Source organism: Marinobacter sp. CH_CUG1437-1, from assembly GCF_037029655.1.
GTDB lineage: Bacteria > Pseudomonadota > Gammaproteobacteria > Pseudomonadales > Oleiphilaceae > Marinobacter > Marinobacter salsuginis.
The window spans coordinates 47704-72037 of record NZ_JAYMEW010000008.1 but is presented as its reverse complement, the minus strand read 5'-3'; the positions used below and the strand labels follow the sequence as shown (position 1 = coordinate 72037).

At 58.2% G+C, this 24334-nt stretch carries 23 protein-coding genes and 1 tRNA gene; 12 read left to right on the top strand and 12 right to left on the bottom strand.

Annotation, left to right across the window (positions count from 1 at the left end; genetic code table 11):
* Positions 1 to 38: 38 nt before the first annotated feature.
* From WA411_RS17360 to WA411_RS17345, 4 genes are all read left to right on the top strand, one after another.
* Positions 39 to 2204, top strand: coding sequence for an AsmA family protein (locus WA411_RS17360; RefSeq protein WP_291908372.1), 2166 nt, complete (start codon positions 39 to 41; stop codon positions 2202 to 2204).
* Positions 2204 to 3271, top strand: a complete 1068-nt coding sequence (gene mutY, locus WA411_RS17355) for an A/G-specific adenine glycosylase (protein WP_291908370.1) — start codon at positions 2204 to 2206, stop codon at positions 3269 to 3271. The genes WA411_RS17360 and mutY overlap by 1 nt, the downstream gene beginning before the upstream one ends.
* A gap of 75 nt (positions 3272 to 3346) precedes the next feature.
* Positions 3347 to 3619 carry an oxidative damage protection protein gene (locus tag WA411_RS17350; RefSeq protein WP_008169302.1) on the top strand — a complete coding sequence of 91 codons (273 nt, stop codon included), beginning with the start codon at positions 3347 to 3349 and terminating at the stop codon, positions 3617 to 3619.
* A 121-nt stretch (positions 3620 to 3740) separates the two neighbouring features.
* A tRNA-Phe gene (locus WA411_RS17345) sits at positions 3741 to 3816 on the top strand.
* 65 nt (positions 3817 to 3881) lie between these two features.
* Here the strand turns inward: WA411_RS17345 and WA411_RS17340 are convergent.
* Positions 3882 to 4067, bottom strand: a complete 186-nt coding sequence (locus tag WA411_RS17340) for a hypothetical protein (RefSeq protein ID WP_222465355.1) — start codon at positions 4065 to 4067, stop codon at positions 3882 to 3884.
* 164 nt (positions 4068 to 4231) lie between these two features.
* Positions 4232 to 4672, bottom strand: coding sequence for a universal stress protein (locus tag WA411_RS17335; RefSeq protein ID WP_069181866.1), 441 nt, complete (start codon positions 4670 to 4672; stop codon positions 4232 to 4234).
* 189 nt (positions 4673 to 4861) lie between these two features.
* Between WA411_RS17335 and WA411_RS17330 the strand changes: the two genes are divergently transcribed.
* Both WA411_RS17330 and rhtB read left to right on the top strand, forming a co-directional pair.
* Positions 4862 to 5824 carry a calcium/sodium antiporter gene (locus WA411_RS17330; protein WP_291908365.1) on the top strand — a complete coding sequence of 321 codons (963 nt, stop codon included), beginning with the start codon at positions 4862 to 4864 and terminating at the stop codon, positions 5822 to 5824.
* Positions 5825 to 5827: 3 nt separating this feature from the next.
* Positions 5828 to 6448, top strand: coding sequence for a homoserine/homoserine lactone efflux protein (rhtB, locus tag WA411_RS17325; protein WP_291908363.1), 621 nt, complete (start codon positions 5828 to 5830; stop codon positions 6446 to 6448).
* Between the two features lie 12 nt (positions 6449 to 6460).
* Here the strand turns inward: rhtB and WA411_RS17320 are convergent, their stop codons facing one another.
* The 8 genes from WA411_RS17320 to dctP form a co-directional block, all read right to left on the bottom strand.
* Positions 6461 to 6901: a DUF4124 domain-containing protein gene (locus WA411_RS17320; RefSeq protein WP_069181869.1), complete on the bottom strand. Its 441-nt coding sequence runs from the start codon at positions 6899 to 6901 to the stop codon at positions 6461 to 6463.
* A gap of 118 nt (positions 6902 to 7019) precedes the next feature.
* Positions 7020 to 8228 carry a glycolate oxidase subunit GlcF gene (gene glcF, locus WA411_RS17315; RefSeq protein WP_291908361.1) on the bottom strand — a complete coding sequence of 403 codons (1209 nt, stop codon included), beginning with the start codon at positions 8226 to 8228 and terminating at the stop codon, positions 7020 to 7022.
* Positions 8229 to 8230: 2 nt separating this feature from the next.
* On the bottom strand, positions 8231 to 9298 hold the full coding sequence (glcE, locus tag WA411_RS17310; protein WP_291908359.1) for a glycolate oxidase subunit GlcE: 1068 nt from the start codon (positions 9296 to 9298) through the stop codon (positions 8231 to 8233).
* The gene (locus WA411_RS17305) at positions 9291 to 10763 is read right to left on the bottom strand and encodes an FAD-linked oxidase C-terminal domain-containing protein (protein ID WP_291908357.1); all 1473 of its coding nucleotides are present in this window, start codon (positions 10761 to 10763) and stop codon (positions 9291 to 9293) included. Before WA411_RS17305 ends, glcE begins: the two co-directional genes overlap by 8 nt.
* Before the next feature lie 39 nt (positions 10764 to 10802).
* Complete coding sequence (locus tag WA411_RS17300; protein WP_069181873.1) at positions 10803 to 11228, bottom strand: GlcG/HbpS family heme-binding protein; 426 nt, start codon at positions 11226 to 11228, stop codon at positions 10803 to 10805.
* Between the two features lie 22 nt (positions 11229 to 11250).
* Complete coding sequence (locus tag WA411_RS17295; RefSeq protein ID WP_291908354.1) at positions 11251 to 12783, bottom strand: TRAP transporter large permease; 1533 nt, start codon at positions 12781 to 12783, stop codon at positions 11251 to 11253.
* Positions 12780 to 13484, bottom strand: coding sequence for a TRAP transporter small permease subunit (locus WA411_RS17290; protein ID WP_136629968.1), 705 nt, complete (start codon positions 13482 to 13484; stop codon positions 12780 to 12782). Before WA411_RS17290 ends, WA411_RS17295 begins: the two co-directional genes overlap by 4 nt.
* 99 nt (positions 13485 to 13583) lie before the next feature.
* On the bottom strand, positions 13584 to 14633 hold the full coding sequence (dctP, locus tag WA411_RS17285) for a TRAP transporter substrate-binding protein DctP (RefSeq protein ID WP_209400938.1): 1050 nt from the start codon (positions 14631 to 14633) through the stop codon (positions 13584 to 13586).
* A gap of 343 nt (positions 14634 to 14976) precedes the next feature.
* Between dctP and WA411_RS17280 the strand changes: the two genes are divergently transcribed.
* The 6 genes from WA411_RS17280 to astE all read left to right on the top strand — a co-directional run bounded on the left by WA411_RS17280 (position 14977) and on the right by astE (position 20206).
* Entirely contained in the window at positions 14977 to 15735 is a 759-nt protein-coding gene (locus WA411_RS17280) for an FCD domain-containing protein (protein ID WP_069181877.1), read from the top strand.
* A 155-nt stretch (positions 15736 to 15890) separates the two neighbouring features.
* Complete coding sequence (locus WA411_RS17275; protein ID WP_064230039.1) at positions 15891 to 16661, top strand: ABC transporter ATP-binding protein; 771 nt, start codon at positions 15891 to 15893, stop codon at positions 16659 to 16661.
* A gap of 100 nt (positions 16662 to 16761) precedes the next feature.
* Positions 16762 to 17514: a transporter substrate-binding domain-containing protein gene (locus WA411_RS17270; RefSeq protein ID WP_069181878.1), complete on the top strand. Its 753-nt coding sequence runs from the start codon at positions 16762 to 16764 to the stop codon at positions 17512 to 17514.
* A 51-nt stretch (positions 17515 to 17565) separates the two neighbouring features.
* Positions 17566 to 18270, top strand: a complete 705-nt coding sequence (locus WA411_RS17265) for an ABC transporter permease (RefSeq protein WP_291908349.1) — start codon at positions 17566 to 17568, stop codon at positions 18268 to 18270.
* A gap of 3 nt (positions 18271 to 18273) precedes the next feature.
* On the top strand, positions 18274 to 18996 hold the full coding sequence (locus tag WA411_RS17260; RefSeq protein WP_069181880.1) for an ABC transporter permease: 723 nt from the start codon (positions 18274 to 18276) through the stop codon (positions 18994 to 18996).
* Positions 18997 to 19153: 157 nt separating this feature from the next.
* Complete coding sequence (gene astE, locus WA411_RS17255) at positions 19154 to 20206, top strand: succinylglutamate desuccinylase (RefSeq protein WP_291908346.1); 1053 nt, start codon at positions 19154 to 19156, stop codon at positions 20204 to 20206.
* Here the strand turns inward: astE and WA411_RS17250 are convergent.
* Both WA411_RS17250 and WA411_RS17245 read right to left on the bottom strand, forming a co-directional pair.
* On the bottom strand, positions 20172 to 23198 hold the full coding sequence (locus WA411_RS17250) for an efflux RND transporter permease subunit (RefSeq protein ID WP_291908344.1): 3027 nt from the start codon (positions 23196 to 23198) through the stop codon (positions 20172 to 20174). The two genes, astE and WA411_RS17250, sit on opposite strands and share 35 nt — an antisense overlap.
* Positions 23198 to 24277 (bottom strand): efflux RND transporter periplasmic adaptor subunit, encoded by a 1080-nt coding sequence (locus tag WA411_RS17245; protein ID WP_069181883.1) that lies wholly within the window; start codon positions 24275 to 24277, stop codon positions 23198 to 23200. The genes WA411_RS17250 and WA411_RS17245 overlap by 1 nt, the downstream gene beginning before the upstream one ends.
* Positions 24278 to 24334: the final 57 nt, after the last annotated feature.

Genomic DNA, 24334 nt, shown 5'->3' with positions numbered 1-24334 from the left:
TACTGCAAGCTCCCAACATTAGGAAGGAAGCCTGAATCATGAAAGCCGTCCGTTATGTGCTGATTGGTATCGTTGCACTCATCGTTCTTGCTGTGGCTGCCGTTGCCATCGCCATGGCCGTGATCAACCCCAACGACTATAAGCCTCAGATTGAACAAGCCGTTGAAGATGCAACGAACCTGGACCTCATCCTTGAGGGCGACATTGGCTGGTCTTTTATTCCACTCGGTCTGGAGCTGAATTCCGTAGAAGCCACACTGGAGGGTGATCGCTTTGTGGCCCTGGAGCAGTTGGTTGCCCAGATCGATTTCTGGTCGCTTATTGCCATGTCGCCACGGGTAAACACCTTCGTGCTGGACGGGTTGGACGCCCGGCTGGAAGTGGACGAACAGGGCAACGGCAACTGGACCAGAATCATGCCCGAGGAGTCAGCCGGAGCGGCAACGGAAGAATCAGCCGGCACCCAGGATGAGCAGGCTCAGGAAGGTGAAGGAGCCGGCGGCGAGCCCTTGAACTTCAACGTTGAGAACGTTCAGATCAGTAATGCCCAGGTGCACTACATTGACAAGAGCACCGGCCAATCGGTCACTCTCGAGAACTTCACCGTTAACGCCAGCAATATCACCCTGGGTTCCGAGTTCCCGCTGGAAATCGGATTCCGGGTTGCCACTACCCAGCCCACGTTTGAAGTGGATGGCAGCATAAGCGCCCGCCTCGCTGCCAACGAAGCTCTCAACGAATTCGCCGTATCCAGCCTGAATGCTGTGTTTGACATGACCGGCGAGCCGTTCGGCGGCAAAGAGGTCACTGCTGAACTTGGCGGCTCTGCCCGGGCGAATCTGGAAAACGAAACCGCCACCCTGAGCGGCTTTACCGCCAGCCTGGCCAACCTGAACCTGTCTACCGATCTGGATGTCTCAGGATTCGGCAACAAGCCAACCCTGAGCGGCAAGATCTCCATCGCTGAGTTCTCGCTGAAGGACCTTCTGAACAACCTCGGCCAGCCTGCAGTGGAAACCAGCGATGCGGACGTGCTTGAAGCCATCGCATTCTCCACCGGAATTGGCGGTCCGGCGGGCAAGGTGGAACTCACCAATCTGACCATCAAACTGGATGACACCACGTTCAATGGCTCTGGCAGTTACAACCTGGCCGATTCGGGCATCGTCTTCAACCTTCAGGGTGACCAGTTGAATGCCGACCGCTACCTGCCACCCAAGGCAGAGGGGGAAGCCGAGGAAGCACCTACTAACCAGGAAACCGCGGCAACTGGACCGGAGGGCGACCTGCTGCCCCTGGAGACCCTTCGCAGCCTGTTGCTGGATATTGATCTGGGTCTCGGACAGCTGATCGTCAGCAACCTGACCATCAACGAAATCAAGGCGAGCACTACCGCGAAAAACGGCCTGCTCAAGATTGATGAGTTCAGCGGCAAACTTTACAAAGGCAGCTTTGGCGCCAATGTGACCATCGACGCCCGCAGCGACAACCCGAAATGGACCGTGGCTTCAGACGTTACCAACGTTCAGACCCTGCCCCTGCTCACCGATCTTGCGGAGGTAGACATACTCGGCGGCGGTGCGAACCTCAAAGTGAACGCCACCACCACCGGTAACCGAATCTCGTCACTGCGCAGCAATGCTGACGGCCAAATCAGCTTCAACCTGGCAGAGGGCGAGTTCCGTCGCATGAACCTGACCCGCATGGCCTGCCAGGGCATCGCACTGGTCAACCAGGAAGATCTGACAACCACAGACTGGGGCACCAGCACGCCGTTCAACGACATGCGTGGCACCCTGGACATCAACGGCAACACTCTGAATAACACCGATCTGGTCGCCGCACTGGCCGGCATGCGCCTTGAGGGCAACGGTACCGTGGATATGGCCCAGAGCCAGCTGGATTACGAAGTGGGCCTGAGAATCGTCGGTGAGATCCACAGGGACGAGGCCTGCCGTGTCACCGAATACGTGGAAAACGCGGTTATTCCTGTAGAGTGCCGGGGCAACTTCGCCGAGGACCCGGCCGGCCTGTGTTCTTTCGACGGATCCCGCTTCCGGGACACTCTGAAAACCATTGCGGAAAACGCTGCCAAGGCAAAAGCCCGAGAGGAAGTCGACAAGGCAAAAGCCAAGGCGGAGGAAAAGGTGAAAGAAAAGGTTCAGGAGCAACTCGGCGACAAACTGAAAGGTCTGTTCAACTGATGCACGACCGTTTCGCCGACAAGCTGCTGCGATGGTACGACAGCCACGGCCGGCATGACCTGCCGTGGCATCACAACCGGAACGCCTACCGGGTGTGGGTCTCGGAAATCATGTTGCAGCAAACCCAGGTAACCACCGTTATCCCCTACTTCGAGGCGTTTATGAAACGCTTCCCGGACGTCCATGCCCTGGCCGAAGCCCCCGTGGATGATGTGCTCAGCCACTGGTCCGGCCTGGGATACTACGCCCGGGCCCGTAACCTGCAAAAAGCCGCGCAGACTGTTGTTCAGGACTTTGCTGGTGAGTTTCCACAAACCCAGGAAGAGCTCGAATCCCTGACCGGCATCGGCCGCTCCACAGCCGCCGCCATCCTGGCCCAGGCTTTCGGCATTCGCGCCGCCATCCTGGATGGCAATGTCAAACGGGTGCTGGCGCGCTACCATGCGATCCCCGGTTGGCCAGGACAGACCGCCGTCCTCAATCAACTCTGGCAACGGGCGGAAGAGCATACTCCCGAACAGCGGGTGCGTGACTACACCCAGGGCATCATGGATCTGGGCGCAATGGTTTGTACCCGGAGCCGTCCAGCATGCGAGAGCTGCCCGCTGCAAGAAGGCTGCACAGCCTACGCTCAGAATAAAACCTCACTCTATCCCGGCTCCAAACCGAAAAAGGCCAAGCCGGAGAAGACCACCTGGATGGTTATCATCGAGGACGCCGAGGGGCGCATCCTGCTGGAGCGCCGCCCGCCCAGCGGCATCTGGGGCGGCCTCTGGAGCCTGCCGGAACTGGACCCGGCCTACGGGGCTGACGAACTTCAGGAAGCCTGCGAGCAGAGCCTGGGGCTGGATTGCGGAGAACCGGAGCTGATCAGCGGCTTTCGCCATACCTTCTCCCATTACCACCTGCACATTCAGCCGGCCCGCCTGAACGTCACTGGCCTAGCCAACACCATTGCAGACAGCGATCATCTGAAATGGCTGCACCGCCATGAAGCCCTCAATCTCGGTCTGCCTGCTCCGATCCGGTCGCTACTTACCGAACCGGAGCAAGCTGCCTTGCTTTGATCTGACCGCCCAGCGCCCTCACCCGCAACGATCTGTTATCATCACCGCCAGCAACATTTGCCAACAGGAGCCACCATGAGCCGTACCGTTTTCTGCCGCAAATACCAGAAAGAACTGGAAGGCCTGGACTTCCCGCCCATGCCCGGCGCCAAGGGCCAGGATATCTTCGAGAATATTTCCAAGCAGGCCTGGGAAGAATGGCAGGCCCAGCAGACCATGCTGATCAATGAGAAACATCTGAGCCTGATGGACCCGAACACCCGCAAGTACCTGCAGGCGCAGATGGAACATTTCTTCAATAACGAACCGTTCGACAAGGCCGAGGGCTACGTTCCACCGGAACAATAACCCCGGATTGATCAAAGCCTGAGCATGCCTGAAAAGATTCGGAAATTTTTCCGGCTCAGCCTTGACTCAATACATCGAAACCGGTTTAATAGCGCCCCGTTGCACAGCAGTAGCGCAACATGCCCGGATAGCTCAGTTGGTAGAGCAGGGGATTGAAAATCCCCGTGTCGGTGGTTCGATTCCGCCTCCGGGCACCATTAAGAATTCAGACAAAACCCGCCTCGTGCGGGTTTTGTCGTTTTTGAAGCCTGAGAAAGATGACTCACGCGACTCTTTGGGCATGACTCGCCCCGGGATCAATGCGCTCTTCCATCAGCCGTCGCTCACTCATGGCTCTTTTCAGTTCCGTGTAATTGGTGGGGCTCGGATCCTCTTCGTAACGCTCCTGGGCCAGTCTCGCCAGGTCACATTTATCGAGCCATTTCTCAATCAGCTCTGTCGTCTTCATAGCCACCTCGTTTCGTTGAATTCACTCGGTCAGCATAAAGACCTGGCTGCGCCCTATCTCGGTTGTTTTTCGCATGAATTGTGGCGAATCGTGGAGGGCGCGGGGATCAGGAACGAAAAAGCCCGCATGATGCGGGCTTTGGAGTGTTTACCGAGCTTTGCCGTTTATTCACTAACAACTGTCACTGGTCTATGAGCATGCCTCACGACTTTTTCACTGACACTACCAAGAGTGAGACTTCTCAGCATTGAGTCGCCGCGCCGACCGAGGAACATGTGGGAACCGGGATTTTCATCGAGATACTCGACGATTTCCTTAGCTGGGTCCCCTTTGAGCAGAACCTCCTCAGCCGGCTCAACAATCCCGCTTACCGCCTGCTTCGCGGCATCAAATGCCTTGCGTCCGTATTCGCTGGCTTCTTCGTCTATGTCGCTCTGTGGAATACCACTTACGATCATTCTTTCGACCTTGGTGCCGGGGAAGACGGCAAGCAGTTTGAGTGGCTGGCTGGTCGCTTTGGCAAGCTCCGCTGCCATTTTGGCGGCGTGTGACGAATGCTCTGAACCGTCGCATGCGACTACGATGTTCTCAGTTCCTTGTGCCATGTTTCCCCCTCCTTTTCTGATCAATGTTTGACCAACGTAACATTCCTGGGCACGCCCGGGGGTTGACTGAAATCAATTACCTTGAGATCAAGTGATGGAAGGCAGGGCATTTATACCTATTGCAGGAACCTGTGGCACCATCGATTCTTGCGCTGCCGAGAAGGCAATTGATTACAAGGAGTGACTGAAATGCTGATGGCCATTGGGGCGATCATTGCAGGTCTGATTCTGCTGGTGTGGAGTGCAGACAAATTCGTGGAAGGCTCGGCTACCACAGCCAGCCACTTCGGGATGCCACCACTGCTGATTGGCATGGTTGTGGTGGGCTTTGGCACATCGGCGCCGGAGATGGCCGTCTCTGCGCTGGCCGCGTCCCAGGGCAACCCTGGGTTGGCGCTGGGCAATGCTTATGGTTCGAATATCACCAACATAGCCCTGATTCTCGGCATCACGGCGCTACTGGCGCCAATCGCGGTGCATTCCCAGGTCATGCGCAAGGAACTGCCCATCCTGATTCTGGTAACCGCCTTTGCCGGCTGGCAGCTTTGGGACGGCAACCTGAGCCGAATGGATGCAATCGGCCTCATGCTGGTTTTCGTGGTACTGATCGGGTGGAGCATTTACCAAAGCTTCCGGCAACCGGACGATGCCCTGGCGAAAGAGATGACCGAAGAAGTTCACGCCATGCCGTTGCGAAAAGCGCTTTTATGGCTCGTGGTCGGACTACTGCTCTTGATTGTCAGCTCCCGCATTCTGGTATGGGGCGCCGTTGACCTGGCCACCATGTTCGGCATCAGCGATCTGGTTATTGGCCTCACCATCGTGGCCGTTGGCACCTCACTTCCGGAGTTGGCGTCATCCATTATTGCTGCTCGCAAGGGTGAACACGACCTGGCACTGGGCAACATTCTGGGTTCCAACCTGTTCAACACCCTGGCCGTTGTGGGCATTGCAGGGCTGATTGCGCCCATGTCGGTGGCACCTGAGGTGCTTGCCCGGGACTTCCCGGTCATGGGTGCACTCACCCTGGTTCTGTTTGCAATGTGCTATGGCTTTCGTGGGGCCGGACGCATCAACCGTTTTGAGGGCGGCGCCCTGTTGCTTGCCTTCGTGGCCTATACGGTGTATCTCTTGGCTTTTTCAGGAGCGTAAATCATGTCACTTGCAGCCTGGCTGACCTTCCTTGTTGCGGCCGTACTGATCAGTGTTTCCCCGGGCGCCGGGGCGATCAATACCATGAGCAATGGTATGCGTTACGGTGTCCGCCGTTCGCTGCCAGCCATCATGGGGCTGCAGCTGGGTTTCGGGATCCAGATTCTGCTGGTGGGTGCGGGGCTGGGGGCCATCATTGCCTCCTCGAACATCGCTTTGTCGGTCATCAAGTGGCTGGGTGTTGTCTACCTGATCTGGCTGGGCATCTCGAAATGGCGCGAACCGGTCATGGAGTCCATGGACGATGACCGCCAGCCCGTGAGCGGCCACAAACGTTTCTGGAATGCAGTGTTCGTGAACCTGACCAACCCCAAGGCCACGGTCTTTCTCGTGGCCCTGTTCCCGCAGTTTCTGGTTGCAGGTGCACCCCATGGCCCGCAGCTGATCACCATGGGTGTTACCCTGATTCTGGTGGATTGCCTGGTGATGCTGGGCTATGCCCTACTCGCCAGCCAACTGTTCCGATTCATGACCACCGCCCGCCGCCAGCGGCAAATGAACCGGGTGTTTGGCGGGCTGTTCGTTACCGCCGCGGTTGCCCTGGCCAGCTTCAAACGCGCCTGATATCAGACTCAATCAGCGCAGGATGCACTCGCGGCTCAGCTTCTGGCTGAGCGTCCTGCGCTGCTGCCGGAGACTGTTCCCCCGGTCGTTGCTATAGCCCGCCCGCAGTTTGGACTGGATCCGCTCCAGTTTGCTTCTGTAGGTTGCGCAGGTTTTCTCCAGCTCGGCATCGGCCTTTTCTTTTGCCGTTGCTCCGGAGCCCGTCGGGCGACCTGAGGCAAGCAGGCCTTCAACCTCTTTGCGGATTCCTGAAACGCGTTTGCCTTGCCCGAGGTTCTCGGACATCGGCACCGTGACAGGCGCCTGCACGTCAAGCTGCTTATGGGGAATTTCTCCAGGCGGGTAATCGGAAAAGTGCGCTACACCCCGACTGTCTATCCAGGTGTAGACCTCGGCACTGACTGCTGAAGTGAGAAAAAAAGACAAAACGAGACCAGCCATCATCCTTGGCATACGGTTCCACTCCCTGTGGTTCGGTAATTTGGTGGGGCAGTATAGCGGAAAAAGCCGCGAACCTGGGGGCAAAAGAAAACGGGGTCAGATGAAAAGCTCATTTGACCCCGGATTCAAGCTACTGATCCAGAAGCTCAACCCAGTGCTGTACTGGCACCGGCGACTTGGTCTCCAGGTGCATCTGGCAACCGATGTTGGCGGTTACGATGCGATCCGGATTGTCGACAGTCAGAGCCTTCAGCTTGTTGCCCAGCAGCTTCTGGCTCATCTCCGGCTGGGTCATCGAATAGGTGCCAGCAGAGCCGCAGCAGAGATGCTTGTCTTTGGTGGCAGCCAGGTTGACACCGGCCCGGGTCAGAACCTGTTCCACCACGCCATTCTGCTTCATGGCGTGCTGTAGGGTGCAGGGGCAATGGAACGCCACCTTGCCTGGGTCCTGGCGAACCTTCAGCTTTTCCAGATCCTGCTTCAACAGGAAGGCGCCAAGATCGGTGCACAGCTCACTGACCTTCTGCGCCTTGGCTGCATAGACCGGGTCGTCTTTCAGCAGGTGGCCGTAGTCCTGAACCATGGCACCGCAGCCGGACGCCGTCATGATGATGGCTTCTGCACCTGCTTCAATAGCAGGCCACCAGGCATCAATATTCTGGCGCATTCTTTCCAGGCCTTTCTCGTGCTCGGATAGATGGTAGTTTACGGCGCCACAGCAGCCGGCCTCGGGCGCTTCCACCATGGTAATACCAAGGCGATCCAGAACCCGGGCTGCTGCCGCATTAGTGTTGGGCGTCGCAGAAGGCTGCACGCAGCCAGCCAGTGCCAGAACGATCCGGCTGTGACTGGCCGCCGGCCATGGGCTGGCCTGCTTTCTCGGAGGGACCTTGGTGCGAAGCTTCTCCGGCAACACCGGCCGGAAGATCTGCCCCATCCGCAGCAGCACGCCGAACAGCTGGCGATTCGGAATCACCCGGGCCAGGGCCCAGCGTAGCCATTTGTCTTTCGGTTTCCGGGGCAGCTCCTTTTCCATCAGGCCTCGGCTGATATCCACCAGGCGGCCATACTGAACCCCAGAGGGGCATGTAGTCTCGCAGCTCCGACAGGTCAGGCAGCGATCCAGATGCTCCTGGGTTCTCTCGGTGACTTCCGCTCCTTCCAGGAACATTTTCATCAGGTAGATCCGACCCCGAGGGCCATCCCGCTCGTCGTTAAGCTCCTGATAGGTCGGGCAGGTAGCGGTGCAGAAGCCACAATGCACACAGGCCCGCAGGATGGACTCGGCTTCCTGGCCTTCCTTGGTGTTGGCAAATTGTTGAACCAGATTCGTCTGCATAATTACAACCAGCTGTATAAACGTCCGGGATTGAAGATATTGTCCGGATCGAAGGCGTTCTTGATACGGCGCTGAATGCCCTTCAGGGCCTCCGGCTGATGGTGCATCACCTCACCGCTGCGGTCGCCACCACGGAACAGGCTCACCTGGCCACCGGCAGCACGGGCGGCAGGTTCCAGGTCCTTCAGTTCACCGGCGCCCCGGAACCAGCGCTGGGAACCAGCCCAGTCGATAAACCAGTTACCTTCAAGCTTCGGTGTTTCGGCAGTCGAGCCCACCGAAAAACGCCAGAGCGGCACGTCATTACCGGCAAAAAACTCATGGTGCATGTCCTGCACCTGGCGCCAGAACTGGTCGCCCTGCTCCACCACCTCGCCGGTCCATTTTTCAGCCGTGGCTTCCACTCCGGATTTGGCACCGGCCAGGCGCAGGTATACCTTCCCGTCTACCCAGCAGGCGGCCGTGATCGGCTTGGGCTCGGCGGCGCGGCTGTTCATATAGTGAATCACCTCGTCCATGCCCATGTCCTGAACCAGGGTCAGAGAGGCCGCCGGTTTCGGCATCACTTTCATACTGATTTCGGTGATCACGCCCAGAGTGCCAAGGGCGCCGGCCTGGAGCCTGGATACGTCATAACCCGCCACGTTTTTCATCACCTGGCCACCAAAGCGAAGGTGTTCGCCCTTGCCATTCAGCAGCCGGATACCCAGCACCTGGTCCCTCACCGAGCCCGCCCAGGGGCGTCCCGGGCCAGAGAGGTTACAGGCCAGGGTGCCGCCGATGGTGGAGGCCTCGCCGAAATGCGGCGGCTCAAAGTGCAGGCACTGGCCTTCTTCGGCCAGAGTGGCTTCGATCTCGCTCAGCGGCGTGCCGGCGCGAACCGTTAGCACCAGCTCTACCGGGTGGTAATCCACGATGCCGGTATGCTCGCCCACGTTGAGGATTCCGGCATCGGCGTCGGCTTCCCGGCCCATGAAGGCCTTGGTGCCACCGCCGACAATGTTGAGTTTGTGCCCGCTGTCCCGGGCCTGGAGCACCTGCTCCTTCAGTTGTTGGGAAATATCAGCCATGGGCGGCTTCCGTATGCTCGTGCGTGTGTTGTTTGTGCTCGAGTGAGCGGTATTCCTGGCAGAACCGCAAGGCGGGAACACCCTTGCCCGGGTTCAGGATACCGGCAGGGTCAAACGCAGCCTTCACGTCGTGGAACTGTTGCAGCTCCTCGTCGTTGAATTGCACCGCCATCTGGCGGATTTTCTCCACGCCCACACCGTGCTCGCCGGTTATGCAGCCCCCCACTTCCACACACATTTCCAGAATGCGGGAGCCAAAGGCTTCGGTGCGCTCAAATTCGCCAGGTACGTTGGCATCAAACAGGATCAGGGGATGCAGGTTGCCATCACCGGCGTGGAACACGTTGGCGACACGCAGACCAAACTCTTCGGACATCTTCTCCATTTCCGTGAGAACGTAGGCGATCTCGCGGCGGGGAATTGTACCGTCCATGCAGTAGTAGTCCGGAGAGATCCGGCCCACCGCCGGGAACGCCGACTTGCGGCCTTTCCACAACAGGGCACGTTCTTCCTCACTCTGCGAGGTTCGTACCGACGTGGCACCCAGTTTGCGGAACACTTCCTCGGCTTCGGCAATATGCTCGTGGACCTCTTCCTCGGTACCATCCACTTCACACAGCAACAGCGCCTTGGCATCCCTCGGGTAGCCGGCCTGGGCAAAGTCGTCCGCTGCGATAATAGCGTGGCCATCCATCATTTCCAGACCACCGGGGATGATACCGTGGGCGATGATCCCACCCACGGCGTCACCGCCTTTCTGCACGTCATCAAACCCGGCCATGACAACCTGAGCCACTTCCGGCTTCGGCAGCAGCTTCACCTTCACTTCGGTAACTACACCCAGAAGACCTTCCGAGCCGGTCATCAAAGCCAGCAGGTCCATGCCGCAGCTGTCCAGACCATCACTGCCCACAGTCACCACATCACCCTCGGCAGTGACCATTTCCACACTGAGGATATTGTGCACGGTCAAACCGTACTTGAGGCAATGCACGCCGCCGGAGTTCTCCGCCACATTACCGCCAATGGTGCAGGCAATCTGTGAAGAAGGATCCGGGCCATAGTACAAGCCATACTGGGCCGCCTCCTCGCTGATTGCGAGGTTTCGAACCCCCGGCTGCAGCCTTGCCGTTCGTGCCAGCGGATCGATCTCCACGATGCGATTGAACTTGGCCAGCGACAGCACCACGCCCTCCTTGTTGGGCATGGCACCTGCACTGAGCCCGGTTCCGGCACCGCGGGCCACGACCGGCACTGAGTGTTCGTTACAGATGCGCATCACTCGCTGCACCTGCTCTACGGTCTCCGGCAGCACCACCAGCAACGGCATCTCGCAATACATCGACATGCCGTCGCATTCGTAGGGCTTCATGGTCTCGTCATCGGTGATGACGTAGTCCGGGTCGATAAACGCCCGGAACTGCTCCGCCAGCTCGGCTTTGCTGGCTTTCGGCTTGGTAGTCATAGCATTCTCTGGGTATGAATTACGTCTGTGTGACAGTCATCAACCGCGTTTTGTTTCAAAGTGGTCGAGACCGGCCTGGGCACAGTCCATATCCTGCTGGGGAGTACCGGAACTGATGCCGATACCACCCACCACATCGCCGTCGACGATCACCGGCAGGCCACCGCCGACAGAACTGATACGCCCGCCCACTTCGGTATGGATACCGAAGGCCAGACTGCCGGGCACGTTCACCTTGTTGTAGTCATGAGTGGCCTTCTTGGCCGCAGCCGCGGTAAAGGCCTTGTCCTGGGCAATGGTCACACTGGTGATCTTGCCGCCGTCCATACGCTCGAAGGCCACCAGATTGCCGGATTCGTCCACCACAGCGATGCACATGGGCACACCGATCTCGCGGGCTTTTTCGGCCGCGCCCTCGATCAGGATCCGCGCGTCGGCAAGGTCCAGTCGTTTGATCGTCAACATAAAGCATTACTCCTTGATTTGATTAGCCGTAAACCAGCCCTGGCAGCCAGGTCACGATGCCGGGAATCAGAACACACATGAACAGCCCGAACGCCTGAATCGCCAGGAACACCAGGGATGACTTAAAGATGGTACCCATGGAGATTTCCGGGGGACAAACGCCACGGATGTAGAACAGTGCGTAACCAAACGGCGGACTCAGGAAAGACATCTGCATGTTCACCAGGTACAACACACCGAACCAGAGCACCACGTCGTCACCGGCAACCGGCGGGAAGCCGAACAGGCCGGGGAACTCCAGCGCTTTCACGATCGGAATAAAGATGGGTACCGCGAGCAACAGGATACCAACCCAGTCAAGGAACATACCCAGTACAACCAGCAGCACCATCAACAGGAACAGGATGCCGTAGGCAGACATACCGGTGCCAAGAATCGCGTCCGTTACGAACTGCTGACCACCCTGGAGGATGTAGAAGCCCACGAACACCGAGGCACCGAACATGATCCAGAGAACCATGGCGGATGCTTTTGCGGTGGTCACAGATGCTTCACGCAGACCCGCGATCGAGAATTTCTTGTGCATCATCGCAACGATGATGGCACCGAACGAGCCGATACCTGCGGCTTCAACCGGCGTGGCAATACCGCCGAACAGCAAACCAAGAACCAGACCAACCAGCGCGAGAGGCGCGATCAGGTTGCCGAGCAGCTTAACCTTCTCTTTCAGACTGATCCGGTCTTCCGGCGGAATCGGCGGCCCAAGCTTCGGGTTTATCCAGCTGCGAACCAGCACGTAGGTCAGGTACAGGCCTGAGAGCAGCAAGCCCGGCAGCAGCGAACCCAGGTAAAGCTCGCCCACCGACTGCTGCGCCACTACTGCGTACAGGATAGCGAGAATCGAAGGCGGAATGAGGATACCCAGGGTGCCGCCTGCCATGATGGAGCCGATGGCAATCTTGTGATCGTAATGCCGCTTCAGCATGGCCGGCAGGGCAATAATGCCCATGGTGACAACGGCAGCGCCGATAACACCCACCATCGCCGCCAGAATCGTTGACGCGACAATTGTTGCAGCGGCAAGACCGCCACTGATGCCACCCATCCACTTGTATACCACGCTGAACATCTCTTCGATCAGGCCCGCGCGCTCAAGCATGGATGCCATGAAGATGAACAGGGGAATCGCCGCGATGTCTGGGTTGGCCATCAGCGGGAAGATCCGGCCGGGGACGATATTCAGCATCATGGCGTCACCCACCAGATAGATGAACATGACACCCAGGCCACCGGTCACGAAAGCCAAGGGCAAACCCATCATCAGCGCGACGGCAAGGGAGCCGAACATCAGATAGGTCAACGGACCGATTTCTACGCCGGAAAGGCTACCCGAGAGCTTGAAGAGAAATTTCTCGTCACTCCACGGGTCGTAAAACAGAATGTTGATCAACTCAACACAGATGACAAACGCCAGCACAACGGTGGCGATGATCATTAACCAAGTGCCCAGCTTCCCGGCCAAGCCGTTGTTGGGCGCTGCAGTAATAGAACTCATGATGTGCGCTCCTGACCGAGACGAATGAACAGAACGATGTCTTTAAGCAGTTTGGAAAAACCGGCAAGCAGCAACAGGATTGCGCCCACAAACATCACACCTTTCACGGGGTAGTACTGAATGCCCCAGGTCTCGACAGTGGTCTCCTGCATCATCAGAGAATCCTGGAAGAAGGTCCAGGAGGTGATGGCCAGAACCGCCGCGAAAATAAAGAAAAACATGGAAGTGAAAATATCCATGCCCACTCGCCCGCGAACCGGCAGGAAGTTGTAGACAACATCCACCCGCACGTGAGCGCCATGCAACAGCGCGAAAGCGCCGGCAAGAATGTACTGCATACCGAAAATCAGGAAGCTGGCTTCGTGCACCCAGATCGTCGGCATGTTGAAGAGGTAACGCATTACCACTTCAAAGAAATAGAACAGCACTGCGTTGATGGTCCAGAACGCAACGAAAAGGCCTGACTTCTCGCACATCCAGTCAACGATTTTCGTAAACCAGTTACCCTCATATTCAAACTGAGCAAGCGGATCATCTTCTTCAGACTGTAACTCGGAAACCGTTTTCTCGGGCTCGGCCTCATCCCCGCCATGCTTGCTGCTCCACTTGTCCCAAGCCATCATGAGCAGTGGCATTACGGCAAGCCAGCCCCAGTAGAACCAGTGCGGCATGACAAAGCCAAATGCACTCAGATCAGACATGTTGTTACCACCTAGATCAAAGAGCGGGGAAGGGAGAGTTAATCCAGAATCGGCTAACCCTGCCTTCCCCGTTTATCGTTATTGTTGAATGGTCAGACTTTACTGATAGTCCGCAACGTCTTCTTCCGTGATGTAACCCACCGTCTCGTTCATCATGTAGTCAAGCTGGATATCGAGGATGGCACGTGCGTCCTCGTTCTTGTTCGCCCAGTTAAACCAGATGGGAATCGCGGCCTTCCGCCAGGTTTCCAGATCTTCCTGGCTCAGGCGGGTAACCGTGTCACCCTCTGCCTTGAACTTCTCCATGGCCGCGATGTTGCGCTCCTGGATGGCCAGATAGTGTTTCTGGGAGTAGATGCGTACTTCGTCTTCAACCAGCTGCTGAAGCTCCGGGGAAATCGAGTTCCAGGCGCGCAGGCTGACCGTCAGGTCCATCAGGTCTACCGGCTGGTAGATAGACATGACCCCGGGAGGTCCGAAGATGATGTAGTCGGTCACCTGGGAGAAGCCCAGTTCGTAGTTAACCGCGGGGCCTACGTAGTCCGCGGCGTCAATGGTGCCCTTCTCCAGTGCCGGGAAGATATCCGAGCCCGGAAGGCTGACCGTAGAAACGCCGAACTGCTGGAACACCTCGGCCACCATGCCACCCGGCACACGGATCTTCATACCCTTGAGATCTTCAAGGCTGTTAACCGGCTGCTTGGAGTGGATGATGTTGGCGTCGTGCTGGATAGGACCAACGTAGAACAGGCCGAATTTCTTGTAGATTTCCCGGGTCTTTTCGAGCATGCCCATGGAGTAGAACATGGTGTCCCACTGGTGGGGCTGGTCGGGACCTGCAGGGTAGGAGGACAGGAACACGGAAGCAGGAATCTTTCCTGACCAGTACAACGTGAACGGGTTCATGCCCTGAAGAACACCGTTACGCACGGCGTCAAAGAGTGCGTTGTTGTCGGCGGCGACAGCCTTGGCCGGGAAGCACTGGAACTTCAGCTCTCCGCCAGACTTGGCTTCGATACTCTTACACCATTCCTCGAACAGCGTGTACCCCACGGTACCTGCGTCCCAGGTTGACTGGATTTTCCAGGTGGTTGCAGCCTGAGCCTGGCCTGCGCCCATCAGCATTGCGCCCGCCAAAGCAGCGCCCATGGCGGCGGTTTTGAGGAAACTTCTGCGAGGTGGGGTCTCGCCGGTGTCACATTTGGTTCGGATGTTATTCTTCGAATTCATCGAAACGTCTCCGTTGGCTTTGTTGTTATCAACGTTGAAGCAACGCCGGCTCGAGCCGACATTAGAAGAATATTCGTAGGCAATCCGTGTTTAGTCCAGTTCGGGCAGCACTGGTCTGACCAGTTTTTGAGGCATTAAAAATGGACGAAATACGCTGAATCAGCCATATTTAACGGGCTCGGACGCATAGTAGTCAGTAAAGGAAAAATGATTAATCAGAAGCAATCACTGGTCAGACCAGAGAGCGCGCACAGGCACTCACATGGCAATCTCCCAGGAAATCTCATACCGGCTTGAGCGCCTCATACTCGATGGTGGGCTGGCTCCCGAGCAGAAGATACCGTCCGAACGACAATTGGCAACGCGTCTGGGTGTGTCCCGCGCGGTCATTCGGGAGGCCTTGCACGAGCTTCAGGGTCGCGGTGTGATCGAAACCCGCCACGGCAAGGGCTCGTTTGTTGCGAGCATGGTTCCCGGAGCAGACGAGCTGGGGGAACAAAGCCCGCTGATGCATCTTTTCGAGGGGCACCCTCGAACACTGTTCGATCTCCTGGAAGTACGGGAGCAGTTGGAAGGTCAGGCCGCTTACCTCGCCGCACAACGGGCGACCCGGCTTGATCGCCATCGCATCACCAAGGCCTTCCGCGCCCTGGAAGACACAGACCCCCTCAGCAATGCCCGGCTCGACCACGGGTTTCACCTGGCGATTGTTGAGGCCTCCCACAATCCGGTTCTGGTGCATGTACTCAATAGCCTGAAAAACATGATGTTGTTGACCGTCCAGGCCTCGGTTGCCAACCTGAATCCAAGAGAAGAAATGCGCAAGAAAATCGTCCGCCAGCACCGGCAGCTCTATGAAGCCGTCATTGCCGGAAAGGCTGCCAATGCACAGAAGGTGGCAATGGCTCATGTACGCTTTGTCAGCGAGGCAATGAGAGACATGGAGAAGGATGGCGGCACCCTCATCCGGCTGCCAGTCAACCAGGAAGCGGCTAATGAATATTCCCGGGCCGGCACCTGAGCATGGCAAAAAGCTTGCATTGAACAATCATTCGACCACAATGTCATGCAGCCAACGGCGGTGAATTTCGGTAAAACGCTCTTATTAAGGGATTGATTTCCGGATCCACAGTCCGTAAAACATGCGCCTTTGAATTACAGCCCCAGGAGTCACCCATGGCGGACCAAGCGCCTTTGATCTGCAGGGACATTCACAAAACCTTTGACCAGCTTGAAGTGCTCAAAGGTATTTCACTGGAGACCCGCAAAGGCGATGTGGTTTCCCTGATCGGCAGCTCCGGCTCCGGCAAGAGTACCTTCCTGCGTTGCATCAACCTGCTGGAAACACCCACCTCCGGCGACATTATCGTGCACGGCGACCCAATAAGGTTCACAACCAACCGTAAGGGCGAACGTATCCCGGCGGATAACAAACAGGTTGAACTGATCCGTGCCAAGCTCTCCATGGTGTTTCAGAGCTTCAATCTCTGGTCCCACATGACCGTGCTGGAGAACATTATTGAAGCGCCGATTCACGTGCTCAAGGTTCCCAAGAAAGAAGCCATCGAGCGCGCCGAAGCCTACCTGAACAAGGTGGGTATCTACGAACGCAAGGACTACTACCCGGCCCAGATGTCCGGTGGTCAGCAGCAACGCGCAGCCATTGCCCGCGCCCTGGCCATGGAACCGGAAGTCATGCTGTTTGACGAACCCACCTCGGCTCTGGACCCGGAGCTGGTCGGTGAGGTACTGAAGGTTATGCAAAGCCTGGCCGAGGAAGGCCGAACCATGATCGTGGTCACCCACGAGATGGCATTCGCAAGGGATGTGTCGAGTCAGGTCCTGTTTTTGCATCAGGGCGTGATCGAGGAACAGGGTACCCCCGAGAAAGTGTTTGATCACCCGGATTCGGAACGCATGAAACAGTTCCTGACTCCCAACTTCTGACACTCGGTGCTATCTTGAACCGGTGAAGAAATAAAATGTTGGAACCAAAAACTTCCATCAAAAATAAAGCCCAAAAGGCAAACCACTGGAGAAGTGACACATGAAGAAAATGATTTTTGCAGCAAGCTGCGCCCTCGCCCTGATTGCTGGTAGCGCACAAGCCCAGGAGCGGGATCTCCGCATCGCATTCGACGTGCCCTACGCACCGTTTGAATACAAAGATGAGAACGGAAACCTGACCGGCTTTGAAGTAGAGCTGGCTGAAGCCATGTGCGAGGAAATGAATGCCAACTGCGAATTCGTAATTCAGGCGTGGGACGGAATGATTCCGGGCCTGCTGGCACGTAAATTCGATCTGATCATGTCTTCCATGTCCATTACGCCGGAGCGCGCAGAGCGGGTTCTGTTCTCCGAGCCGTACTACAACACCCCGGGCGGCTGGTTCGGACCTGAGAGCTTCAACACTGACGTCACTGACATGAGCGCGATGGAAGGCAAGACCGTTGGTGTTCAGCGTGGCACCACCATGGACACCTACGTCACAGAAAACATGGGCGGCGTTGTTACCATCAAACGCTACACCACGGCTGATGACATGGTTCTGGACCTGGAAGGTCAGCGTCTGGATGTCGTGTTCGTAGACTACCCGGTGGGTGAAGAAACTGTGCTCTCCAAAGACGGCTTCAAGGAAGTCGGTGAGCCGGTCAAGCTGGGTCAAGGCGTGGGTGTTGCCATGCGCCAGCGCGACACCGATCTTGCAGACGAAGTAAACGCTGCCCTTCGCACCCTGAAGGAAGATGGCACCTACGACACCATCATGCAGAAGTACTTCGCTTACGACATCAAGATGTAAATCTGCCGAGGGGTGGCCCATCAGGGCCGCCCCTGCTTACCGGACACTCCCATGCTCGATCTGAAAGGCTATGGCCCGGCCCTGTTGGAAGGGGCAGTAGTCACCATTGAACTGGCCTTCCTGTCTCTTGCTCTCTCGGTTGCCCTGGGACTCATTGGCGCGTCTGCCAAATTGTCGAAAAGCCGGGTAGCCAAAGGTATCGCAACCACCTATACCACCCTGATTCGTGGCGTGCCAGACCTTGTGATGATGCTGCTGTTCTATTATGGCGGCCAGGTTGCAGTGAATATGCTCTCGGATTACCTCTGGGCAGCTTACGAAATCGACTTTTTCTTTCAGTTCGACCCGTTCATCTCCGGCGTTGTAACGATCGGGCTGATCTTTGGCGCCTACATGACCGAAACCTTCCGGGGTGCCTTCCTGGCGGTTGAAAAGGGCCAGATTGAAGCGGCACGGGCCTACGGCTTTACCCGGCTTCATACCTTTCGCAGAATCATGCTGCCGCAAATGCTGCGCCATGCCCTGCCCGGCCTGGGTAACAACTGGCAGGTTCTGCTGAAGACGACCGCCCTGGTTTCAATTATCGGACTCACTGATATGGTTCGTGTGGCCGAGGAAGCTGCCAAGGCGGAGCGCATGCCGTTCCACTTCTTTATTCCAGTAGCGGCAGTGTATCTGGCCCTGACGGCGGGATCAGAATTGTTCATCAAGTGGCTCGACAAGCGGGCCAATGTCGGCGTGGTTCAGGGGAGTTAACAGATGCCTGACTTCATTGCCGAGTGGCTGAACCAGAACGAAATCTTTACCGCCATGACCCTGATGGAGTACTGGGATGGCATGGTCACGACCGTGCATCTGGTGTTCCTGTCCCTGGTCATCGGTTTGTTGGTGGCGGTTCCGCTGGCCATCCTGAGGACGGTTCGCAATCCGTTCGTGTCCGGTCCGGTCTGGCTTTACACCTATCTGTTCCGTGGTACGCCCCTGCTGATTCAGCTTTACATCATCTATTACGGCATTGCGCAGATTCCCGGCATCCAGGAGACCTTCTGGTGGGAGATTTTCCGGGAGCCGTTCTACCCGGCCCTTCTGGCGTTCACGCTGAACACGGCGGCTTATACCACGGAGATTATCCGGGGCGCGATTGTGTCTACGCCCAATGGCGAGATTGAAGCGGCCAAGGCCTATGGCATGAACTGGTTTATGCGGATGCGGCGGATTGTGTTGCCCAGTGCGGCGCGGCGAGCGGTGCAGGCCTATTCCAACGAGGTGATCTTTATGCTGCATGCCAGTGCAATTGCCAGTGTGGTGACCATCGTGGATCTGACCGGGGCAGCGCGGAACATTTACTCGCGGTTCTATGCGCCGTTTGATGCGTTTATCTTTGTCGCGCTTTGCTATATGGCGCTGACTTTTATCCTGGTGTTCGCTTTCCGCAAACTCGAAAATCACCTGCTGAAGCATCAGCGGCCGGTTAGTGGCTGAGGCCCTGGCTTCCAGTTTGGTGCCGGGCGGTTGGCGGGTGTCTTCCCGGGAGACGCTACGAGCACATCCATGTGCGCTTGACTGAGGCCATCCATGGCCTCAGACACTCCCGGGAAAACACCCGCCAACCGCCCTCAGACTTTTCCGTGGAGTCCCCATGACCGCTTGCTCGGATCTATTTGGCAATTCCCCTGATTGGCTCTCTCATACCCTGGAAAATGCCAACGCTGACCTCCCTGAGTTGAAAACCCTCCTCTCCGATGGCACCCGGATCAGCCGCAAGGCTGTTGGTGTGCTGGACATTGTCCCGCCAGCGAACCGCAGCAATCCGAATGCCGAAGCCATCATTGTTTCAGCGGGTGTTCATGGCAACGAAACGGCGCCGATTGAGGTTCTGAACGGGCTGGTTTCGGAGCTGATCGAGGGCGAGTGGGAGCTTGCCTGTCCGGTATTGCTGATTCTCGGGAATCCGCCGGCAATGGTGGCCGGGAAGCGATTTATGGAGGTGAACCTGAACCGGCTGTTCGATGGCGCTCATGGGCGAAGCGAGTATCAGGGGCTGGCCGAGGCTGCGCGGGCGCAGGAGCTTGAGGAGGCCTGCCGGCAGTTTGCTATGGCGAATCCGCAGGCGCTTTATCACTACGATCTGCACACGGCCATTCGGCCTTCGCACTGTGAGCGGTTTGCGCTGTATCCGTTTGTTGAGGGGCGGACGGTTCCGTCAGCGCAGTGCGATTTTCTGCTGGAGGCGGAGGTGGAGACGCTGTTGCTGCAGCATAAGGCGGGCACTACGTTTTCGTCGTTTTCGTCGTCGCTGCTGAAAGCCGAGAGTTTTACCGTGGAGCTGGGTAAGGTGCGGCCGTTCGGGCAGAATGATCTGGGTCGTTTCTCCGGCATACGGGATGCATTGCGGCGGCGATTCCAGGGGCAACCCTCACCTGCCCCACAGCCACCCTTTGATCACCTGACGGTGTTCGAGGTGGTTCATGAGATTCTGAATACCGGCAAGAACTTCCGGTTCCATATTCCGGACGATGTGGCCAACTTTACCGAGTACCAGCCTGGCACGGTTATCTGGGAGGATGATGAGACCAGCTATCGGGTTGGGCACGCGCCAGAGGCTATTATTTTCCCCAACCCGGATGTTCCTGTGGGACACCGGGTGGGGTTGATGGTCAGGCCGGGGCGTTTTCAGGTTCCGGCACGCTGACCTTGATCAGTTGGGTGCAGACTGCAGGGATGACCAGCAGTGTAAGCACCGTTGAGGCCAGCAGGCCGGAGATGATGGCCCAGGCCATGGGTGGCCAGAGCGTGGAGCTTGAGAACGCCAAAGGCAGCAGGCCGGCCACGGTGGTTGCGGTGGTCAGCAGGATTGGTCGGGTACGCTGCTCTACGGCGTTACGCATCGCATCGCGGATGTCTCTTCCTTTCTCCAGTTCCCGATCCATCACGTCCAACAGAACGATAGCGTTGTTCACCACGATCCCCACCAGGGCGATCACGCCCAGCAGAGACTGGAAACCGAAGGGTGAGCCGGACAGCACCAATCCGGGGAAAATACCAACGGTAGCCAACGGCACCGTCAGAAGGATAATGCCGACCCGGCGGAAGGAGTTGAACTGCAGCAGCAGGAAAAACAGCAGCAGCAACATGCCAATAGGGGCTGCGGTGAGCAGAGCTGTGTTGGCTTCACCGGAGCCTTCGGCATCGCCGCCCATGGCCATGCGGGTGCCGGGCGGTAACGGGTTTTTCTCAAGGCCTGCGTAGAGGCCTTCCAGGGCCTGGCTGAAGCTGTAGCCGGTTTCCAGGTTCGCGGTGACGGTGTTCATCCGCACGCCATCCCGCAGGTATCGGGCCGCCGGTTCCCAGGTGGTGTCCACGGTGGCCACGGCTGACAGGGGTACGGCGTCGCCGCGGTCGTTGTAGATATTCACAGACAGCAATCGCGATAGTGACAGGGCCGTGCCCTCGCGGGAACGCAGCACCAGGGGAATGGGGTCATCTTCCTGGCGATAGCGCTCAGCAACCACACCAAAGCTCTGGCCGTACAGGCTCTGGGCCACATCCGCTCGGGTAAGGCCATATCGGGCCGCGGTGGCGTCGTCCACGTTGATGGCAATGCTGGGTACGCCGATGTCCAGGTCGTGGCGGACGTCAACCGTACCCTCAACACCTCGCAGGATGCTGAAAATCTGTTCCACCGCTTCTATTCGCGAGCCGTCGTCAGCGTGGTAGACGCGGATTTCCACCGGGGCAGCTCTGGGGGGCCCCTGCCCGAGGATACCCACGGTGACATCCAGCTCCGGCATCTCGGCTTTCACGTGGGCGCGGATCCAGCGAATCATGCCGGTGGTGTCTTCCAGCGTCGGCGTGGTGACGACCAACCGGGCCCGGTTCGGTGCCTGGGGCGCGCGCTGCAGGTTGTAATAAAAAGAAGGTCCGGTGAAGCCCACGAACCGGTGAATCTCAAGCGCATCCGGCTGTGAGCGGATCATTCGCTCCAGACCTTCGGTTGCCTCTGCCGTGCGAGCCTGGTCGGTGCCCTCGGGCATATAGACTTCAACAATCACCCGGGGGCGATCGGCATTCGGGAAGAACTGCTGGGCCATAAAGGGGGTCATCGCAACACTGATAGCCACCAGGATGGCACCGGCAGCAATCAGTCGCCCGGGATAACGGGAAACCAGACTCCCCAGGAAGCGGGCAACGCCAATCAATCGGTCCTGGCCGGCCTTGCCCCGGGGTTTCAGGAATCGGGCCGCCAGCAGCGGAACGGCAGAGATAGCGAGCAGATAGCTGACGGACAGTGTCAGCATGATCATCACCGGCACCCCACGGGTAAAGTCAGCGGCACCGCCTTTGGCCAGGAGCAGGGGCGCAAAGGCGGCCAGTGTGGTGCCCGTCGAGGCTCCCAGCGGGCCAGCCAGTTCACTGACGGCTTTGCGCAGGGCATCCAGCCGGCGCATACCCTCATCCAGATGCCCCTGGATGTTTTCCACAATCACGATGGCGTTGTCGATGAGGATGCCCAGGGAGATTACCATGCCGATCACAGCTATCTGGTGCAGCACGCCGCCGCCAAGATCATAGAGCCCGACACTGATCAGGGCCACCATGGGCAGAATCGATGCCACCAGCAGCCCCATCCGGATGCCCATGCCGGTGAAGACCACCGCCACGATAATCAGCACCGAGAGCACCAGGCTCCAGGCCAGGTTGTCGAGTCGTTCCTGTACTTTGTCTGGCTGGAAGAACATCTCGCGGATCTCGTAGGGTTCGAAATCTCCGCGAATCTGCTCCATGCGTTCACGCACCCGCTCACCGAAACGGATCGCATCGGTGGTGCCCTCTTCCATAATGATGGAGACCAGAACAACCCGCTCGCCGTCATACCAGGTTTCCGGCTGTCTCGGTTCCACGGGCCCGCGCCAGACATCCGCCGCCGCAGCCAACGGTACCTGGGAGCCATCCGGAAGTTCGATGGGTGTTGCCCGGATGGCATCGATATCGGCAAACTCGCTGTTGGGAAGCACCGACAGGCGGCGGCCGTTCACCACGACGAAGCCACCGGGAATGGTCTGGTTGCGCCGCGCCAGCGTGTCCAGCACCCGCGCCGGGGATATGCCAAGGCGGTAGAGCGCGGCATCGTCCAGGGCCAGGGTAATCTGTTCGTCGGCATCGCCTTCCAGCTCAATCCGCGACACACCGGGTAGATCCGAGAGATTCTGCTTCAGCCGTTCGGCAACATCGGACAATTCGGTGACCGAGGGTGAACCACCCACGGCCATGACAATGGCGGGAATGTCGATCAGGCGATCGTCGAGCACCATCCGCCCCACGTCATCCGGAAAGTCCTGCTTTGCACGCTCCATAGCCTGGCGAACCCGGTCCCACGCGGGGTCGGTGTCGTAGATATCGTCATTGAGGCGCAGACGAACGATGGCTACGCCGGTACGGGCCGTGGATTGCGTATAATCCACCTCCTCCACCTGACGCAGCTCATCCACCAGGGGCCGGAGTACCAGACGTTCGACAGCCTCGGCACTGGCACCCGGATAATTAATGCTGATCAGGCCGGCCCGGTACGGAAAAGACGGATCCTCCTGTCGCGGCATGGTGCTGTAAGCAGCTATACCGAGCAGGCAGAGCATGGTCACAACCATGCCCAGCAGGCGCTGGCAGTTCAGAAGCCGACGGGTCATCAGCGCACCTCCACGGCATCACCGTCCGCCAGCCGTGTCATTCCGGCATAAACCACCTGATCACCGGGAGACAGATCACCGGAGGTAACCACCACTCGTTCCCCGACAACCCGGTCGACTTCTACCGAAACCCGGTTGGCCACACTATCCCGAACCCGAAACACGCTGACGCCCTCGGCGTTGCGAATCACCGAAAGCAGCGGAACCGTGAGAGCGGATTCCCGCACCGGGGTAATCCCCACCTCTACGGGCGCTCCAGGCTCAAGCGTGTCAATCGGAAGGCTCACCAGAACCGGATGCAACTCACCGCGAATGGCGCTTGCCTGGGCAATTTCAACCACCGAACCGGTTTGCGGCGGCTGACTGCGATCCTGCACCGACCAGACGGGCAACGTCTGCTCCAGCTCCACGTGATCCAGCAGGTACGCGGGTACCCGCACTTCCACTTCGCGCCCTTCTGGAGAGGACAGCCGCATCACCGGCTGACCGGCGGCAACAAATTCATCCTGTTCAACCAGCAGCGCTTCCACCCGCCCGGAAAAAGGCGCCCGGAGTGTACTCTCTTCCAATAGCTGGGTTGCTTCAGCCAGGGACGCCCGCGCCGTCGCCACGCTGGCTTCCAGGGAGTCCCGCCGCGCTGCAAGCTGCTCGAGTGTCTGTTCGGATACAACGCCACGCTCATGCAACCGTCTGGAGCGCTCCCACTCCCGCTGGGCCTGCTGATACTGCGTCCGCAATTCTTCCAGCCGGGCCCGGGCAGAATCCCGGGCCGGCTCCAGGCCGGGGTTGTAGACCCGGGCGAGAAGATCACCGGCCTGCACTTTCTGGCCCAGCTCCACCACCCGCTCCCTGAGGGTGCCACTGACCTGGAATGTCAGCGTCGCGCGCTGGGTGGCGCGAACAATACCTGAAAACCGCAGAGGCATATCCTGGCGTTCACCGCCGGTAACCTCTGACACACGCACTGAAACCTTCTGCTCCCCGGATTCCGGGGTTACGTCACTGGCTTTGCAGCCCGACAGAAACAGTGAAAAAACCGCAAGCGAAACGATGGCGACGGGGATTCGAAGTGGTGTCATGACTCTTCCTTTCATCCATGCTCGTGTAGTTGGCGGGGTCCAGTCCCTGGAGAAACC

Bases quoted from the DNA above. Each gene is read 5' to 3' on its own strand.
- WA411_RS17360 (WP_291908372.1), top strand. From the start codon at position 39: ATGAAAGCCGTCCGTTATGTGCTGATTGGTATCGTTGCACTCATCGTT.
- mutY (WP_291908370.1), top strand. From the start codon at position 2,204: ATGCACGACCGTTTCGCCGACAAGCTGCTGCGATGGTACGACAGCCAC.
- WA411_RS17350 (WP_008169302.1), top strand. From the start codon at position 3,347: ATGAGCCGTACCGTTTTCTGCCGCAAATACCAGAAAGAACTGGAAGGC.
- WA411_RS17340 (WP_222465355.1), bottom strand. From the start codon at position 4,067: ATGAAGACGACAGAGCTGATTGAGAAATGGCTCGATAAATGTGACCTG.
- WA411_RS17335 (WP_069181866.1), bottom strand. From the start codon at position 4,672: ATGGCACAAGGAACTGAGAACATCGTAGTCGCATGCGACGGTTCAGAG.
- WA411_RS17330 (WP_291908365.1), top strand. From the start codon at position 4,862: ATGCTGATGGCCATTGGGGCGATCATTGCAGGTCTGATTCTGCTGGTG.
- rhtB (WP_291908363.1), top strand. From the start codon at position 5,828: ATGTCACTTGCAGCCTGGCTGACCTTCCTTGTTGCGGCCGTACTGATC.
- WA411_RS17320 (WP_069181869.1), bottom strand. From the start codon at position 6,901: ATGCCAAGGATGATGGCTGGTCTCGTTTTGTCTTTTTTTCTCACTTCA.
- glcF (WP_291908361.1), bottom strand. From the start codon at position 8,228: ATGCAGACGAATCTGGTTCAACAATTTGCCAACACCAAGGAAGGCCAG.
- glcE (WP_291908359.1), bottom strand. From the start codon at position 9,298: ATGGCTGATATTTCCCAACAACTGAAGGAGCAGGTGCTCCAGGCCCGG.
- WA411_RS17305 (WP_291908357.1), bottom strand. From the start codon at position 10,763: ATGACTACCAAGCCGAAAGCCAGCAAAGCCGAGCTGGCGGAGCAGTTC.
- WA411_RS17300 (WP_069181873.1), bottom strand. From the start codon at position 11,228: ATGTTGACGATCAAACGACTGGACCTTGCCGACGCGCGGATCCTGATC.
- WA411_RS17295 (WP_291908354.1), bottom strand. From the start codon at position 12,783: ATGAGTTCTATTACTGCAGCGCCCAACAACGGCTTGGCCGGGAAGCTG.
- WA411_RS17290 (WP_136629968.1), bottom strand. From the start codon at position 13,484: ATGTCTGATCTGAGTGCATTTGGCTTTGTCATGCCGCACTGGTTCTAC.
- dctP (WP_209400938.1), bottom strand. From the start codon at position 14,633: ATGGGCGCTGCTTTGGCGGGCGCAATGCTGATGGGCGCAGGCCAGGCT.
- WA411_RS17280 (WP_069181877.1), top strand. From the start codon at position 14,977: ATGGCAATCTCCCAGGAAATCTCATACCGGCTTGAGCGCCTCATACTC.
- WA411_RS17275 (WP_064230039.1), top strand. From the start codon at position 15,891: ATGGCGGACCAAGCGCCTTTGATCTGCAGGGACATTCACAAAACCTTT.
- WA411_RS17270 (WP_069181878.1), top strand. From the start codon at position 16,762: ATGAAGAAAATGATTTTTGCAGCAAGCTGCGCCCTCGCCCTGATTGCT.
- WA411_RS17265 (WP_291908349.1), top strand. From the start codon at position 17,566: ATGCTCGATCTGAAAGGCTATGGCCCGGCCCTGTTGGAAGGGGCAGTA.
- WA411_RS17260 (WP_069181880.1), top strand. From the start codon at position 18,274: ATGCCTGACTTCATTGCCGAGTGGCTGAACCAGAACGAAATCTTTACC.
- astE (WP_291908346.1), top strand. From the start codon at position 19,154: ATGACCGCTTGCTCGGATCTATTTGGCAATTCCCCTGATTGGCTCTCT.
- WA411_RS17250 (WP_291908344.1), bottom strand. From the start codon at position 23,198: ATGACCCGTCGGCTTCTGAACTGCCAGCGCCTGCTGGGCATGGTTGTG.
- WA411_RS17245 (WP_069181883.1), bottom strand. From the start codon at position 24,277: ATGACACCACTTCGAATCCCCGTCGCCATCGTTTCGCTTGCGGTTTTT.